13 protein-coding genes and 1 rRNA gene are annotated in these 14,769 nt (G+C 46.8%); 6 read left to right on the forward strand and 8 right to left on the reverse strand.

Annotated features, from left to right (window positions below):
• The first annotated feature begins 61 nt into the window (after positions 1–61).
• Both NH568_RS10695 and rimI read left to right on the forward strand, forming a co-directional pair.
• Positions 62–367 carry a hypothetical protein gene (locus NH568_RS10695; protein WP_253046935.1) on the forward strand — a complete coding sequence of 102 codons (306 nt, stop codon included), beginning with the start codon at positions 62–64 and terminating at the stop codon, positions 365–367.
• Positions 364–837, forward strand: coding sequence for a ribosomal protein S18-alanine N-acetyltransferase (rimI, locus tag NH568_RS10700; RefSeq protein WP_253046938.1), 474 nt, complete (start codon positions 364–366; stop codon positions 835–837). Before NH568_RS10695 ends, rimI begins: the two co-directional genes overlap by 4 nt.
• Before the next feature lie 27 nt (positions 838–864).
• On the opposite strand, the gene NH568_RS10705 is transcribed toward rimI, so the two are convergent.
• From NH568_RS10705 to recQ, 7 genes are all read right to left on the reverse strand, one after another.
• A complete protein-coding gene (locus tag NH568_RS10705) occupies positions 865–3,528 on the reverse strand; it encodes an ATP-binding protein (protein ID WP_253046941.1) in 2,664 nt (887 codons plus the stop codon).
• Positions 3,529–3,717: 189 nt separating this feature from the next.
• Entirely contained in the window at positions 3,718–4,290 is a 573-nt protein-coding gene (yeiP, locus tag NH568_RS10710) for an elongation factor P-like protein YeiP (RefSeq protein WP_054014673.1), read from the reverse strand.
• 110 nt (positions 4,291–4,400) lie between these two features.
• The gene (locus NH568_RS10715) at positions 4,401–5,738 is read right to left on the reverse strand and encodes a tetratricopeptide repeat protein (RefSeq protein WP_253046944.1); all 1,338 of its coding nucleotides are present in this window, start codon (positions 5,736–5,738) and stop codon (positions 4,401–4,403) included.
• Between the two features lie 221 nt (positions 5,739–5,959).
• Positions 5,960–6,526 (reverse strand): mechanosensitive ion channel domain-containing protein, encoded by a 567-nt coding sequence (locus NH568_RS10720; RefSeq protein ID WP_253046947.1) that lies wholly within the window; start codon positions 6,524–6,526, stop codon positions 5,960–5,962.
• 57 nt (positions 6,527–6,583) lie between these two features.
• Positions 6,584–8,353, reverse strand: a complete 1,770-nt coding sequence (locus tag NH568_RS10725; protein ID WP_253046950.1) for a ShlB/FhaC/HecB family hemolysin secretion/activation protein — start codon at positions 8,351–8,353, stop codon at positions 6,584–6,586.
• Between the two features lie 74 nt (positions 8,354–8,427).
• Positions 8,428–8,718, reverse strand: a complete 291-nt coding sequence (locus tag NH568_RS10730) for a DUF3630 family protein (RefSeq protein WP_253046996.1) — start codon at positions 8,716–8,718, stop codon at positions 8,428–8,430.
• Positions 8,719–8,754: 36 nt separating this feature from the next.
• Positions 8,755–10,569: a DNA helicase RecQ gene (gene recQ / locus NH568_RS10735; RefSeq protein WP_253046953.1), complete on the reverse strand. Its 1,815-nt coding sequence runs from the start codon at positions 10,567–10,569 to the stop codon at positions 8,755–8,757.
• 149 nt (positions 10,570–10,718) lie between these two features.
• Here recQ and rarD point away from each other — a divergent pair, with 149 nt between their 5' ends.
• Positions 10,719–11,624, forward strand: coding sequence for an EamA family transporter RarD (gene rarD / locus NH568_RS10740; protein WP_253046956.1), 906 nt, complete (start codon positions 10,719–10,721; stop codon positions 11,622–11,624).
• Positions 11,625–11,666: 42 nt separating this feature from the next.
• Here rarD and NH568_RS10745 read toward each other — a convergent pair whose 3' ends face one another.
• Positions 11,667–12,044, reverse strand: coding sequence for a DUF413 domain-containing protein (locus tag NH568_RS10745; protein ID WP_253046959.1), 378 nt, complete (start codon positions 12,042–12,044; stop codon positions 11,667–11,669).
• 86 nt (positions 12,045–12,130) lie between these two features.
• Here NH568_RS10745 and NH568_RS10750 point away from each other — a divergent pair, with 86 nt between their 5' ends.
• From NH568_RS10750 to NH568_RS10760, 3 genes are all read left to right on the forward strand, one after another.
• Positions 12,131–12,979: a LysR family transcriptional regulator gene (locus tag NH568_RS10750; RefSeq protein WP_253046962.1), complete on the forward strand. Its 849-nt coding sequence runs from the start codon at positions 12,131–12,133 to the stop codon at positions 12,977–12,979.
• 142 nt (positions 12,980–13,121) lie between these two features.
• Positions 13,122–14,051 carry a porin gene (locus tag NH568_RS10755; RefSeq protein ID WP_253046965.1) on the forward strand — a complete coding sequence of 310 codons (930 nt, stop codon included), beginning with the start codon at positions 13,122–13,124 and terminating at the stop codon, positions 14,049–14,051.
• Positions 14,052–14,652: 601 nt separating this feature from the next.
• Positions 14,653–14,769: ribosomal RNA gene (locus tag NH568_RS10760) — 16S ribosomal RNA — on the forward strand; the annotation flags it as partial.

Raw genomic sequence — 14,769 nt, forward strand, 5'->3', positions numbered from 1 at the left:
ATTGCAGTCATTACGCGCATATTCTAGAATTCTCAGCATTTAATTTTCTCGGTGTTTTTACATGCATGCAGCTCAGGCTCAGTTACTTGGTGTAATGCCACTTAAACTTAAATCGGCGTTTGATCCCAATCCACAGCCAGCCAAACCAGACCCTGTGTCTGTCGAACATGAGCCGCTCTCGCTGAATGAGCAGCTGCAACATGATCTGTGCAAAGCCGCCAATGTTGGTGAGTTAAGTGTCGTCAAAGGAGATGCTGTAAATTGGGCCTGTAACGGGCAACAAGCACAACTGATTGTGCCGGATGCGCAGCTGACAGGTGAGCAAAAACGCAGCTTGTGGCAGCAGATCTGGAGCGCACAACAATGAGCGTTGCTATCCTGTCGGATCATCTGGCCAACGTACCACTGCAACAGCTCATGGACATTGAACAGGCCTGTCATAGCCACCCCTGGACCATCAAGACGATGCAGTCGTGTTTGAGCGGTCGTTACTTTAATGCTGCCCTGTATATGGATGAGCGCTTAGTCGGGTTTTATGTAGGTGAGCGCGCTGGACCTGACTTTACACTGATGGATATTTGTATCACTCCTGCTTGTCAGGGGCAGGGTCTGGCCTGGCAGTTGCTGACGCATTTCATGACAAGGTGCGAGCAAGATAACGCCGAAAATATCTTTCTGGAAGTACGGGTAAGTAATGAGGCGGCCATTGGCTTATATCATAAGGCGGGTTTCACGGAGATGGGCGTACGCAAAAACTACTACCCCAGCGCAGAAGGCAAAGAAGACGCTGTGCTGATGGGCAAAGTACTCTTTAACCCTGAACTGGCGGATGGGTGATCACACTATCTCGTGCGCTGCACAGAGTCAGGCGTGCTCCTGTTCAAGGGTGTATTTGATGGCCTGAGTGAGTGTCAGCATTGCATATTCCCATTTTGTAGGGTTATCTTCGCGCAGGCAAGTTTCCAGATCGCCGGCAGCATTATGAATATTAGTAAAACCAAAACATCCGGCACTGCCTTTCAGGCTATGCGCCAGTGCTCTGAGTGATTCCCACTCCTGAGCGCCAAAAAAGTGTTCCAGTTGTGTCAGCTGGTCGGGTAGCTTTTCAACATAGTTGCGGCTGATCTGCAGGTATTTTTCACTTTGCAGTAACGAGTTCCACTGCGAGCTTTTGTCTTCTTCCAATTGCAAATACTTAAGCAATACGGCTCCGAGCTTTTCACGGTCGATGGGTTTGGCGAGCGTGGCATCGCAACCCGCCGCCAGATAGGTGTCTATATCATGTTTCATGACATTCGCGGTCAGCGCAATGATTGGACCATCATAAGCAGCATGTCGGAGCATTTCAGTGGCTTCCAGCCCGCCCATAACAGGCATTTGCATGTCCATCAAAATGAGATCGTAATCGTTCACCAGCGCCATCTCCACGGCTTGTGCGCCATTGCTGGCTATATCCGGGTTGAGTCCCCAGGCCCCTAATAGCAGCGTCAGTAATTCCTGATTATCCGGGTTGTCTTCAGCTAGCAAAATGTCAGCCTCAAGCTGAGTCTGATCAAGTTGCAAGGTGGAGACCACGTGGTCATGTGCCAGCTGCGCTTCGTCTTCGATCCACGCAAACGCACTGTGCGAGTGGTTGGCTGCAATGGTGATGATAAATCGACTGCCAACACCCTGAGCGCTTTCTACGCTGACATCACCACCGAGTAACTGGGCCAGGTTCTTAGAAATACAGAGTCCCAGGCCGGTGCCTCCAAAGCGACGAGTAGTGGTGGAGTCTGCCTGCTCAAAGGGTTTGAATACCCGCGACATTTCACCCTGCGACATACCAATACCACTGTCTTTAACTTCAAACTCAAACAGGGCGGTATCTGAGCGATAACGGGCGCTGATCTCAATGCTGCCTGTTTCGGTAAACTTCACCGCATTCGTTGCGATATTCAATAAAATCTGTTTGAGTCGGGTTTCATCACTGAACAGCTGCTGAGGCAGTGGCAATGCATAGTGCATTGTAAAGTCCAGCTGCTTTTGTTCTGCCATGGGCGCAATGATGGATTCCACATCCTTGAGCAAGTGAAGTAACTCGATAGGATCTCGTTCAACAGCCAATTTCTCGGCCTCTATCTTAGACAGATCAAGGATATTATTTATAAGCTCAAGAAGATGCCGTGAGTTACGTAAAATGGTATCCAGATGCAGAGCTGAATTAGTGGCATTGGGGGAGTGCAGCATCTGCTCGGTGAACCCCATGATAGCGGTTAATGGGGTGCGGATTTCGTGGCTCATATTCGCTAAGAAGCGGCTTTTTAGCTGACTGGCCTGCTCAGCTTCCGCAATCGCCACTTCGAGCTGCTGGTTCATCTCTTCGAGTGCTCGGGTGCGGTTTTCGACTTTTTCTTCCAGGTGTAATTTGTAATCCTCCAGCTCTCCCTGGAAATCCCGGATCTGTTTGATCATGTGATTAAAGTCATCAAACAGTATCCCGACTTCGTCATCATCGTGCGCGGGCAAGGCAACAGAGAGATCCCCATCCCCAACGCGATGACTGGCTTCGCCAAGTAGCTCGATAGGAGTCAGCAGCAGGTTTCTGACTACGATAAAGATCAAAATTGGCAGGGTTATCACAGACAGTATCACGATCAGGGCTGTTGTCAGGCTGATTGCTTTACCCGACTGATATAAAATCGTTTTTGGGATGGTAGAGATATAGTAATAGCCGCCACTGAGCTGTGCGCTATAGGTCATACGGCGAAGGTTGTCGATGGATGGTAATACCAGCGAGTCCAGCTTGCCTTTATCTGCCAGGGTATTGATTTGAGCCATCTCTTCAACGCTCAGAAAGCTTTGATTAAAATGACTGTCGGAGCTAAACAACACCTCACCGGAGGCGGATACCAGCAGGTTTAAGGTGTTGTCATAGGGCGCTTCAAGAATACTGCTGCTAATAATTGAAGGTGCAACCTGGACGATAATATAACCCTCTCGCTGAGGACGGTTGAGGTTAAAATCCACCCCGTAGATTTGCTGCACAAAGTACAGTTGTGTACCACCATTATTTGATGCCTGCATAAACTGTTGCTGGCGCAAATTACTTTGCCTGACCTGAGCAAAAAAGGGATAAGACTGAGGTGCCCGGTTGAGGTTACTGGCATAGAAAGCATGACTCTGGCCACGTTCATCAACCAGGTTAATACTGAGAATATCCGGATAGGCTTCGGTGTAACTGGCAAACACATCCATGAGTGCCCCTAAGCGCTGGGTTTTTTCCTGACTGGATACCTCAGGCATGCTCAAAAAATCACTGAGTACCGGTGAAGTCGATAGCAACTTGGTGGTGGACTGATAGATCTCCATGTAGTTGAACATTTTTTGTTGTTGCTGTTCAACAAAGCGGCTGACAATGAGTTTTGCCTGTTTTTGAGTAGAACTGGTGACGTTGGTAAGCGTAAAACCACCGAGCAATAGCAGTGGCAGTATCACCAAAGGAGTGATATACCATAATAGCCTGATACTCAGCTTACTTGTTTTCATCCGTGTCCAATTCCATCTATCAACGCGGTGGAGAGCCACCCGAGTATGACCACAAACCTGTCCAATTTAATCTGCTGTTGTGGAGCATGTTACCGATTTTTGCGTCAAACGGCTATTGTATAATATAAATTAACTGAACTTTATTTACCCAAATTAGGTGCCCGCGATTCTGTTGCGGGCACACTGAGATTAACTGTCTGCGCGGCTCATAAACTTAGATTCTGCGGTGTTAATCTTAATCTTATCACCCGTGGAAATATGCTCAGGTACCTGCACAACCAGACCTGTTGTCAGGGTAGCTGGCTTAGTGCGGGCACTGGCCGATGCGCCTTTGATTGATGGTGCTGTTTCTTCGATCACCAGCTCAACGCTTGACGGCAGATCCAATGAAACCGGCGTGCCTTCAACAACCACAATCAACAGACCTTTGGTTTCTTCGTTTATGAACAGGACCTGCTCAGCAATCGAGTCTTTGTGGATATGGTAAGGGGTGTAATCCTCTTCATCCATAAACACATATTCTTCGCCATCAATATAAGAAAGCATAGCAGGACGGCGGGTTAAATCAGCCAGTTGCAGCATTTCTTCCGCTTTAAACGTTTCATCTACTTTACCGCCATTGACGACATCGTACATACGCATACGGTACAAACTGCCGCCAGCACGGCCTTGTGGTACTGAGCGCTCAATGTCTCGGACGATCATAACGCGACCATTATAATCAATCGCGGCGTGTTTTTTAATTTCACTGGCTTTAGGCATAAAATGCTTCCTGTTAGTCTAAACTGAGCGAGAAGTTAGCATGAAGTCGGTATCTCGCCAAGTGCTGTGTTCCCAATCTGCTTGTTCTGCAAAGGAACGACGAATAAAGACTAAAGTGAGTAGAGACTCGACATCGCCTGGTAATTCAGTCCAAAGTGCTTGTTAAACCAGTTGTTGACATAGTCGTTATGGGGTGCCAGTTTGGCGCAGCGCAGGACATTCTCACCACTGGCGGCAGCCAGTTTATTCTCGCAATAGGTTTGCTGCCAGGCCTGGTCTAAATCTGCCTTAAACTGGGTTCGTAACTCAGACAACTGCTTATCCAGGCGTGAACTGACATCCAGAAAACGGGCCTTCTGGGGCGACAAATCGAGATCCGGGAAATCGGCATAATGGCTTTGCGTGTAATGCACCTGACTATCGTCGACCTTGTGCTCTATATGTTGTCCACCAATATAACCCAGATACATCATATCCAGACTAAAATGCTCAGTAAACTCAGTCACGGGGTACTGATATGTTTTTGCAACTTCCACTTCCATCAACATACCCGGTTCGTTCGGATTGGGTTGTTCTTGCTCTAATGTATAGTGCTTTTGCCGGTTGACCAGCTCAGTTTTGCGGGTGTGTTTAAATGCGGCGTGAACCCTAAGTGTGAATGTTTCTGTGCCTTGCGAGTGGTACCACAGGCTGTCTCTGAAAGCGTCATTCAGCTGGGAGAGTGCAGTTTGCAAGCGTTGCCTTTGTGTGCTGGTATCGTGTACTTGTACAGAAAGCATCGGGTCAATACGGATCTCAGAATACAGTGACTTGTCGGTGACAGTATCATCGAGCTGGATAGTTAAGTTCCAGGCCTGACAATATTTTCGATAAAAGCGCTGCAGAAAAAGGCGGCCCTGGCCTTGAGCTGCTTTGAGCTTGTCACATTGTCGCACGGCGTTGGCCTGTAACTGGTCATGATAGCGTACAAAGCTGTTGCTCAGTCTGGCATTGGCAATTAAAAATGCATAACGCATTTCAAAGTAACGAAACTGATCCGGGTAGGCAGAACCTGATAATTGCTGGGCTTCTTGTTTAAGCCAGGCATTTGCGTACCTGAGCTCTTCGCTTTGTGTATCAGCCATGGGGCCGACTGGCTCAATATGCCAGCTGATCTGATTGCGCAACAGCGCCTCAAGTTTGAGCGCCGCGCCGGTATGATTGCCTGCTAAACGCAGCATGCGCACATCTATAAGACCACGGTCAATGATTTTATTGCGTGCTAAGGTCAGCCCCTGACGTGCCTCGATATCCTGGGGGTCTTCAGCCAGGGCTTGTTCATAAAACTCAGCTGATTGATCATACATGCCCGCTTCGTATAACTTGTTTCCCTTCTGTACTAAGCTCTTACAGCCTGAGAGAATCAGTGTACCGACAATAACGGTTGCACACAGGTTACGTATATTCATCGTTCCTTCCTTGTTCACTTTAAAAGTTATACCAATGAGTATCATAAGACAGCCCGCCATGAGATAGACAATCTTCAGCGAAAACCAGAGTTGTTCTAAATGGGGTATCCTTTATCGCTGCTAGCGACAGCGTGAATGCCTCAAATTGATTATATTTTGACGCATACGATAACTGTATATCATGCGCAATGTCACTAGGGTATGACAACCAGTGACAATGATTACTTTTTAGGGCCAAGTACCCGTCGCTCGGCGATGTGTTTGGGTTTAACCGGTGCCTCTGAGAGTACCCAGACAGGGCGTGTGACGAGCAGGTTATTGGGATACACGACTTTGTGTCCGTCAACATGGCGTAGTACCACATTCATCAGCCCCATCTCGACAATACAGCCTTCAATGAAGTTCGCACCGTCAATGACCCGGACCCAGTTGCCAAGCCTGAAATCATTTTGAACAAACATAATCAGGAAGGCTGTGAGGTTGCTAAGCAAAGACCAGGCGGCAAACATCGCGACACCGAGCATCGCAAATAAGGAAGAGCCTAATACCAGTAAACCCCGTAATTCGATGCCCCAGAACACCAGCAACAGACACAGCAACACCGCTCCAACCAAACCTTTTAACAGCAGTTCGGCTCGTTGTTGACGATGTAGATCAATTTTCCCCCGAGTGATCTTGTGCAGCACTTTGATAGCTAACTTGAGTAGCAACGGAAACAGAAAAATGAAAAGCAGAGTGACGATCAATTTATACTCAGCGAGTAAAAACGTCGTAAGGGTGTCTGGCATGAGGTATACCCATTTATGTACAAGTAAAACAGGATGATGTCAGGGAAATTTGACCGGTTAAAAGCGGTTTTTGACCGTAAATAACCATTGCACTGAGTCAATGTTGTCAGGTCCATCGAGTGGTGCGGCGACGTCCAGGTGCAGAACCAATCCCGAATTCGCACGGCTTGGAGCAAGTCTAAGCCCCAGGCCCACATTTTTCAAAAACTGACCCTGGATCTGATGTGTCAAAGCGTGCTGCTGCTGTGGTGTCAGTATGCGCGATATTTCCGGGTCATCGTGCAACGGGGGTGGCAGAGCCCGACCATCTACTCGGCCAATATCAAAATACGCAGCGCCACCGACTTTAAATAGATGTAGTAAATCGTATTCCCAGTAATAGCGCTTTTCAAGGTTGAGTAGAATTCGGCGATTCCCCTGCAGGTAATTACTTGGGTACCCTCTGAGACCAGTTTCTCCCCCTAAGGTGAGCTGCTGATCGGCACTCAGGTGTTTGCCATATTGGATTTCCAGTTGTGCATACCAGGATTGTCTGAGGCTGGTATTAAGGTAGTACTGAAGCCGTGAACTGATCATTAAATTCTCGGCCTGATTATCGCGTTTATTCCAGTAACCATTTAAATTGAAGGCGAAGCGAAGCAGGCTGTCTTCAGATGTGAAGTGAGCCTTACTTGCGTTGAATGCTCCAACCCAACGACTATCATCATCACTGAGGCCGCTGTCTGAATAGCCAATCAGGGCATTGATATTCCACCCTAAGTTCAAATCTTCGGTGCGATAAATAGAATCAAAATTTCGCACTTTGATATAGGCATCTTCAAACCACTGTGCCTGAATATAGGGGTAACGTACAGTGCGGTCTTCAGCTATCGGTAAGGTGGTTGCACGTATCGGGGCAAACTCTTGCTTTTCATCCTGATACCCCAACAGAAGTCGTCGCGTCCAGTCGTCGTCAAGTGCGAAAGCGCGACCAATGTAGAGATTGGTTATTTCACTCAGCTGCTCGTATTCAGAAATCTCTTCGCCCAGATTGTAAAGAGACTCAACCCTACGATTACTTAAGTTACTTACACCATAGCTGAAGGGGGTGGAAATCGAAAAGAATGGATAGGCAATGCCGACATAGTGCACTTTGCCATCATCATTGTCCGCATATTCCACTCGCCCCTGATAGCGGCTAGAGAGAATTTGTGGATCGTCGTAAACAAACAAATATCCACTGCGGTCAGGGTCGGAGATATGCGTCAGTGATAAGCGTTTGCCATAACCCAATAAGTTAGATTCACGAAAACCAAGGCGGCTTGAATTGTCACCACCGCTGCGGCTGAAACTGATGTCGGGCAACAATGTCCAAAGATCGCGTGTGACGACAGTAACAGCCACTTCCCCGTCACAGGTTTGCTCAGCGAAGATTCTTGCATCGTAAATATAGGGTTGTTGACGCAGTAACCGTTCTGACTCTCGTAATAGTTTTGGATCATATTCACTGCCCTGAGTAAACAGCAGTAAATTACGGATCACCTCAGGTTTAGTGGTGGCATGCGCTCGGTTCGCAAAGCGAAACACTGCATTGTCTTCTTCTGGCAAAGAGGTATCAAAGACGTTGAGCTGTTTTAGGTCAATGCTAACAACCGAGGCATTCTTTAAATCGGGCAGGGAGTCTTCACTGTCCAGCTGACGGTGAAGGTTGTTGTCTTCGGGCGTGTCCGGGCGGAGATTGCTACAGCTCTCCAGTGCACTAAGCGGCGTGCTGGCTACTGCCTCTGGAGAGTGCGTCGCAACCGTTGCGAGTATTGTTAGTATAGAAACGCGAACAACCCAACCCATAGAACAGCCTGTAGTGAATGAACGTACTTTTAATTATGGCCTATGTTAGCCATAGCTGCTCAACTAAGTCTATATTATTGTTGTAAATTTAACCGAAATGATGTAACCAGATCCGGCAAATGTTCAGTTGCACCAAGGCCTTCCGGCATGATCCAGATGCTGTCGCTGTAGTGCTCGAAATTGAGGTTATATGGGTGGCCTGCATAACTAAAACGCCATTGGTGACGGTCTGCGCCAAGATGAAACTCAAGTAAAGTAATGCCATCCAGATGCAAGAAAATTTGTCCCCACAGCTCGAATTCATCTGCATCTGGCAAAGAAGCAGGGCTAACGATAATGCAGTCCTGATCTGGCTGGTGGCTTATGTGGGTTGTCACGGTTACTCCGGTCAATGAGTCTGGTTAATCGGTATCGAGGTAGTTTCGGATCAGTTGCATAAAAGGTGCACCATACTTGCTCAACTTGGTAAAGCCCACACCGGATACTTTCAGGAATTCACTATCATTCGTCGGGGTGAGCTGCGCCATTTCCGCCAGCGTTTTATCACTAAAGACAACATAAGGCGGCACGTCATCCTGATCGGCGAGTTCCTTACGCAGGCTACGTAATTTTGCAAACAGTTTTTTATCGTAATTGAACTGAGCCAGTTTATCCTGATAAACATGTTTGGCTTCAAGACGTGGCTGAGCAAGTTGCAATGCGTATTCACCACGCAAAACCGAACGTGCGCCTTCGGTGAGCCTGAGTGCGGCACCCTGGGTGATATCTTGTGCAACTAGCCCATGGTGTATCAGTTGTCTCAGGATACTCAGCCAGTATTCATTGCTGTGTTCTTTGCCAATGCCATACGTACTCAGTGTATGGTGCTGGTTATCTCGGATCCGTGCGGTATTTGCGCCACGCAGTACATCCACAATATAACCGAGCCCAAAACGCTGCTCAGCCCGGTAAATACAGGATAAAGCTTGCTGAGCAACCAAAGTACCATCAAATCGCTTGGGTGGATTCAGGCAGATATCACAGTTGCCACAGGGCTCGCGTTGATATTCACTGAAATAATTGAGCAGGATCTGGCGTCGACAGGTTTGTGCCGAGGCAAAGCTGGCCATAGAATTGAAACGTTGCTCTTCGACCCTGCGGCGATGCTCGTCCTCAATATCTTCAAAAAAGCGTTTTACCCGACCAATATCCGCCGGATCGAAATACATAATGGCTTCTGCGGCCAGGCCATCACGTCCTGCTCGACCCGTTTCCTGATAGTAAGCTTCAATGCTTTTGGGAATGTCATAATGCAAAACATAGCGCACATTTGATTTGTTGATACCCATACCAAATGCCACTGTTGCAACCACTATCTGAATATCGTCACGAGAAAATGCATTTTGTACGAACTGGCGTTGCTCATTGGTCATGCCTGCGTGATATGCCGCAGCGTTAAAACCGGCCTCGACTAGTTTTTCGGCGATGTCATCCACGCGTTTACGACTTGAGCAGTAGACAATACCACTTTGCCCTTTTTGAGTGCGCAGATAGCGCATCAATTGTGACAGAGGTTTGAACTTCTCTTCTATAGTGTAGCGAATATTCGGCCTGTCAAAACTACCAGTGTGGATAAACGGCGTGATCAGACCGAGTTGTGTGACAATATCGCTGCGGGTTGCCAGATCGGCGGTTGCCGTCAATGCCATCATAGGGACAGTGACAAAACGCTGCTTTAACTCATGCAGGCGACAGTAGTGCGGTCTGAAGTCGTGCCCCCAATGCGATACACAGTGTGCTTCATCAATGGCGAACAAACCCAACTTGAGGTGACTCAGACGTTCAATAAACTCACTCTGGAGTATTTTCTCTGGCGCAACATACAATAGCTTGATTTCGCCGTGATGCAGACGTTGATAGATAGCTTGCTGCTGCGCGCGATCAATACTGTTATTGATGAACTCGGCGGAGATACCCAGCGCCTTGAGTTGTGCAACCTGATCTTGCATTAAAGAGATAAGCGGTGACACCACAATGCAGGTGCCAGGCAATAACAAAGCAGGTACCTGATAGCACAGAGATTTACCACCTCCGGTGGGCAGTAATACTAAGCTATCGCGCCCGTCCAGGCACGCCTGAATGACGTCGAGTTGTCCGTCACGAAAGTCACTGTAGCCAAAAACTTCTTTCAGTACGCCGTGCGGTGTGTCGATTGAGTGAGTTGCAAGATTTTCCATCGAGCGCATTTTAGTGGGTTTTACGCCAGATGTCTTTTGTTTTTGATCACAGGAAAATCATACTGGCGGGTACAGATTGCGGTATACTGCGCGCTTGGCATCTATGGGAATCAGTAGATACCAATTTTGATTGTGCTTGGGAGAAGTGAATGGGAGCGAGTAGTGAAACGAAGCAAGGGTATACCTTTGCCGTTTTAGCGTTTTTAATGTGGGGACTAGCCCCTATCTATTTTAAATCACTGGATCAGGTTGATGCGCTTGAGATCCTGATCCACCGTGTGGTCTGGTCTGTACTCTTTATTGCGCTGATCATCGCTATAAAGCTGAATTGGTCAAAGGTGATGACCGTGCTACGCCAGCCTAAGCTGATGCTGATGTTGACCCTTACGGCTTTGTTGCTCGGATTTAACTGGGGTTTATTTATCTGGTCGGTGAACAATGGTCATATGCTGGATGCGAGCCTGGGCTACTATATTAATCCCTTACTGAATGTACTATTAGGTATGCTGTTTCTGCAGGAGCGTCTTCGACCTCGTCAGCAGTTTGCGGTTGGCCTGGCATTCGTTGGGGTGGTGTTGCAGCTGGTAAGTTTTGGCTCGTTTCCTGTTATTGCGTTTTCACTGGCCGGTTCCTTCGCCATATATGGCTTGTTACGCAAGACCATGGCGGTAGAATCTTTACCGGGATTATTAATCGAAGCCGTTATTTTGTTGCCCATTGCACTTGGGTACTGGTGGTGGTTAACACCCAGTGAGACCAGCAACATGATGCTCAATGACTGGCACACTAATCTTTTATTGATCAGTGCGGGGGTGGTTACAACCTTGCCGTTATTGTGTTTCACCGCAGCTGCAAAGCGGATCCCTTATTCAACGTTGGGTTTCTTTCAGTACATCGGACCAAGCCTGATGTTCATTTTGGCGGTGGTTTTTTATGGTGAAGTGTTCAGTGCGGAGCGGGTTTTAACGTTCGCGTTTATCTGGTCGGCTTTGGCGCTATTTAGCTTTGACTCCTACCGAACGGGCAAAGCACAGCGTCGTCTGGCATCAACCTAATCGAGCAGGGGCACAGATTGAGTCGGTGCCCCCAAGGCTCTGTTAGATGTCGTCGTCCGCTTCCACAGCGACGGCTTCGACTTCTTCTTTATTTGCGCTCACCTTAGAACGGCCAAACAAAGTATGGAATTTGGTCTTACAGGTCGTCAGTTTGAGGTATTTGGTCCAGGTTTTTTCCATCGCATTTTCTGGAGTCCCTAATCCTCCCATAACCTCCACAAAGCGTTGCTGAAATTCATTTTGCGGATGACTGGCTTTAGTGTATAAGCTTTTAAGTAACGCACCATGGTTTTCCAGAATATCAGACTCTTGCAGGGTAAAGTGTCCGCTTCGAGAAAACCCCCGGGGAAATTTAATATCATCATAGAAGTGTTTTGTTGTAGCAAAAGCTTCTTTCAGGGTCGCTAAATTTTGACTCATGGTGAAATCCTCAGCATTGTTTGGCAGGAGTATGGACCATAGTGTGGAAATAATTAAACGAGTTTTTTTTATCGTAAGGGGGCCATGTGGACATAGATCTATTAAAAACATTTGTCGAAGTCGTAAAGACCCGTCACTTTGGTCGCGCAGCGGAGAATTTATACATTACTCAGTCTGCCGTTAGTTTCCGGATCCGCCAGTTAGAACAAAGCCTTGGCGTCAATTTATTCATTCGTCAGCGCAATAATATTCAACTGACGGCGCCGGGGGAACGTTTATTACCCCATGCCAATATGATCCTGACCGGCATGCAACGTGCGAAAGTTGATGTTGCGCTTGCTAACAACATGCATAAGCAGCTTTCGCTAGCAGGTACGCCGAATATTTGGGATGCCTTTTTGCAGTTTGGTATTAACCACATTGTGACTGCTATGCCTGGGGTCTCTTTGGTGGCTGAGGTCAAGGCACAGCAAGAAAGTACACGGTTATTACTGGAGCGGACGCTCGACATTGCGGTGTTATTTGATCCACCGAAAGTTGATGAGCTGGTGGTAAAGCAAATTAAGCATCTGGCCATCATCCCTGTAAGCACAATGGCGCAGACATCAGATGAAGACTTTTTTGATAAGCAATATGTCTACGTAGATTGGGGAACGGCCTTTTCATTGTGGCATGCGAAACAGTTTACTGGCAGCACACCGCCATATTTCAGAACCAGTACCGGCCGTATTGCTTTGGATCTTATAATGCAGTGTGGAGGATCAGCATTTATACCCCGTGCATTGGCGGTCGAATCTATAGAGAAAAAGCAGTTGTTTCATATTGAATCAGTAGAACAAAATGCCCGCGAGATCTATGTTGCCTATCACAAGGATAATGAACAGCTAGAGCAAATAGAGATGATTGCCAGCCTGCTGGCATCTTTACCTGATTAGGTTACAGATTATTGAATTATTTATGATGCCTAGCTGACAGTTTAATGTCACTTTTATTTTGAGTGTAATATTTCTGTCACTTATCGCTGGCAGACTGCGCCTGTCTAAAAAATTACGTGTTGCGATACTTGAGGAAATACACATGAAATTATCCAAATCAGCATTATTTGTTTCTCTTTTCGGTGCTTTGTCTGCGAGCGCTTACGCTGATGTTGATGTATATGGTAAGGCGAACCTGTCTATACAGAGTTCAGATGAAGGTGAAGGCTCATTCACAGAAGTGAAAAGCAATGCATCACGCTTTGGTTTCAAAGGCTCTGAAAAGCTGGATTCTGGCCTTGAAGTTATCTATAAGCTGGAGTTCCAGGTCGATGTCTCTGACGCAGATTCAAAAGGCGAAGATGACAATATTACGGCACGTAACCAATACGTCGGTCTGAAAGGTAATTTCGGTGAGGTTGTTATTGGCCGTAATGACACTGCATTTAAACAGTCACAAGGCAAACTTGACCTGTTCAACGACCTTGAAGCGGATATTAAGAACCTGTTTAAAGGTGAAAACCGTCTGGGCGATTCAATTTCTTATAAATCAGCCAGCTTTAATGGTTTTAAAGTATTAGGTACATTTATCGCTGAAGACAGCACTGAAGGTGAAAACGGGTTCTCAGCAGCACTGACTTATGGTGATGCAAAATTAAAGAACACTAAATTCTATGCTGCGGTTGCAACTGATAGTGAAGTAAAAGGCTACGATGCAGTGCGTTTCTCAGTACAAGGTAAGGTAGCAGACTTTAAACTGGGTGCAATGTACCAGATGCAAGAGAAAGTTGACGGGTCTGACGAAGCTGACGGTTACATGGTAAACGCGGCATACGGTTTTGGTGCAAATACCTTGAAGCTGCAATATCAGGTTATCGACTTTGATAAAGGTGATAAAGTAGATGGTATCTCTGTCGGAATTGACCACAAGCTGAGCAAAGCTGCAAAGCTTTATGCTTTCTACTCAAGCGTAGATGAAGACAATGGTGTAGAGGAAGATTACTTGGGCGCCGGTATCGAATACAAGTTCTAAGTATACACATGACCTACTAAAGCATATTGATAAAGGCCAGTCAGAAATCCCCTGACTGGCCTTTTTCGTATTATTGATCTCGATTTAGTGGTGTTTTATGTAAAAAACACCTGTTTAGTACAATTAATGTCCGAACGCACCGTTTTTCTCACTTTTATTCAAAAAAGGGGTTGCGCTGGGTTTCGATTTCCCTATAATGCGCATCCACCGACACGGGGCACAACGCTGAAAAGCAACGAGCCAACGAGTTGGGAGTCAAATAAAACTTAGCTTTGAATGCTTCGAAAGAAAAATCAAAATTAAGTATTGACATAAAACGGGAAGTGATTAGAATGCACAACCCTCAGCGCTAACAGCGCAGCGACATTGAGTCGCACTGTTCTTTAAAAATATGAAGCAATCATCTGTGTGGGCACTCGTACAGATTGAGTTCTAACAGCGAATTTCAGTTTTACTGAATGACGCGCAAAAATTTAGAGTCTCAATTGAACTGAGTGACCAACGGAATAAACATAGTTTATTCAGCACAGTCAATTCGATACCGACAGGTATCAAAATCAGAATTCAATGAGCATGAAGCTTCGGTTTCAAAAAAAACTTTTAATTGAAGAGTTTGATCATGGCTCAGATTGAACGCTGGCGGCAGGCCTAACACATGCAAGTCGAGCGGTAACATTTCTAGCTTGCTAGAAGATGACGAGCGGCGGACGGGTGAGTA

Origin of the sequence: Pseudoalteromonas sp. XMcav2-N, from assembly GCF_024124545.1 — a bacterium.
GTDB lineage: Bacteria > Pseudomonadota > Gammaproteobacteria > Enterobacterales > Alteromonadaceae > Pseudoalteromonas.

Excerpts from the sequence above, each read along its gene's own strand:
- NH568_RS10695 (WP_253046935.1), top strand. The coding sequence starts at position 62 with ATGCATGCAGCTCAGGCTCAGTTACTTGGTGTAATGCCACTTAAACTT.
- rimI (WP_253046938.1), top strand. The coding sequence starts at position 364 with ATGAGCGTTGCTATCCTGTCGGATCATCTGGCCAACGTACCACTGCAA.
- NH568_RS10705 (WP_253046941.1), bottom strand. The coding sequence starts at position 3,528 with ATGAAAACAAGTAAGCTGAGTATCAGGCTATTATGGTATATCACTCCT.
- yeiP (WP_054014673.1), bottom strand. The coding sequence starts at position 4,290 with ATGCCTAAAGCCAGTGAAATTAAAAAACACGCCGCGATTGATTATAAT.
- NH568_RS10715 (WP_253046944.1), bottom strand. The coding sequence starts at position 5,738 with ATGAATATACGTAACCTGTGTGCAACCGTTATTGTCGGTACACTGATT.
- NH568_RS10720 (WP_253046947.1), bottom strand. The coding sequence starts at position 6,526 with ATGCCAGACACCCTTACGACGTTTTTACTCGCTGAGTATAAATTGATC.
- NH568_RS10725 (WP_253046950.1), bottom strand. The coding sequence starts at position 8,353 with ATGGGTTGGGTTGTTCGCGTTTCTATACTAACAATACTCGCAACGGTT.
- recQ (WP_253046953.1), bottom strand. The coding sequence starts at position 10,569 with ATGGAAAATCTTGCAACTCACTCAATCGACACACCGCACGGCGTACTG.
- rarD (WP_253046956.1), top strand. The coding sequence starts at position 10,719 with ATGGGAGCGAGTAGTGAAACGAAGCAAGGGTATACCTTTGCCGTTTTA.
- NH568_RS10745 (WP_253046959.1), bottom strand. The coding sequence starts at position 12,044 with ATGAGTCAAAATTTAGCGACCCTGAAAGAAGCTTTTGCTACAACAAAA.
- NH568_RS10755 (WP_253046965.1), top strand. The coding sequence starts at position 13,122 with ATGAAATTATCCAAATCAGCATTATTTGTTTCTCTTTTCGGTGCTTTG.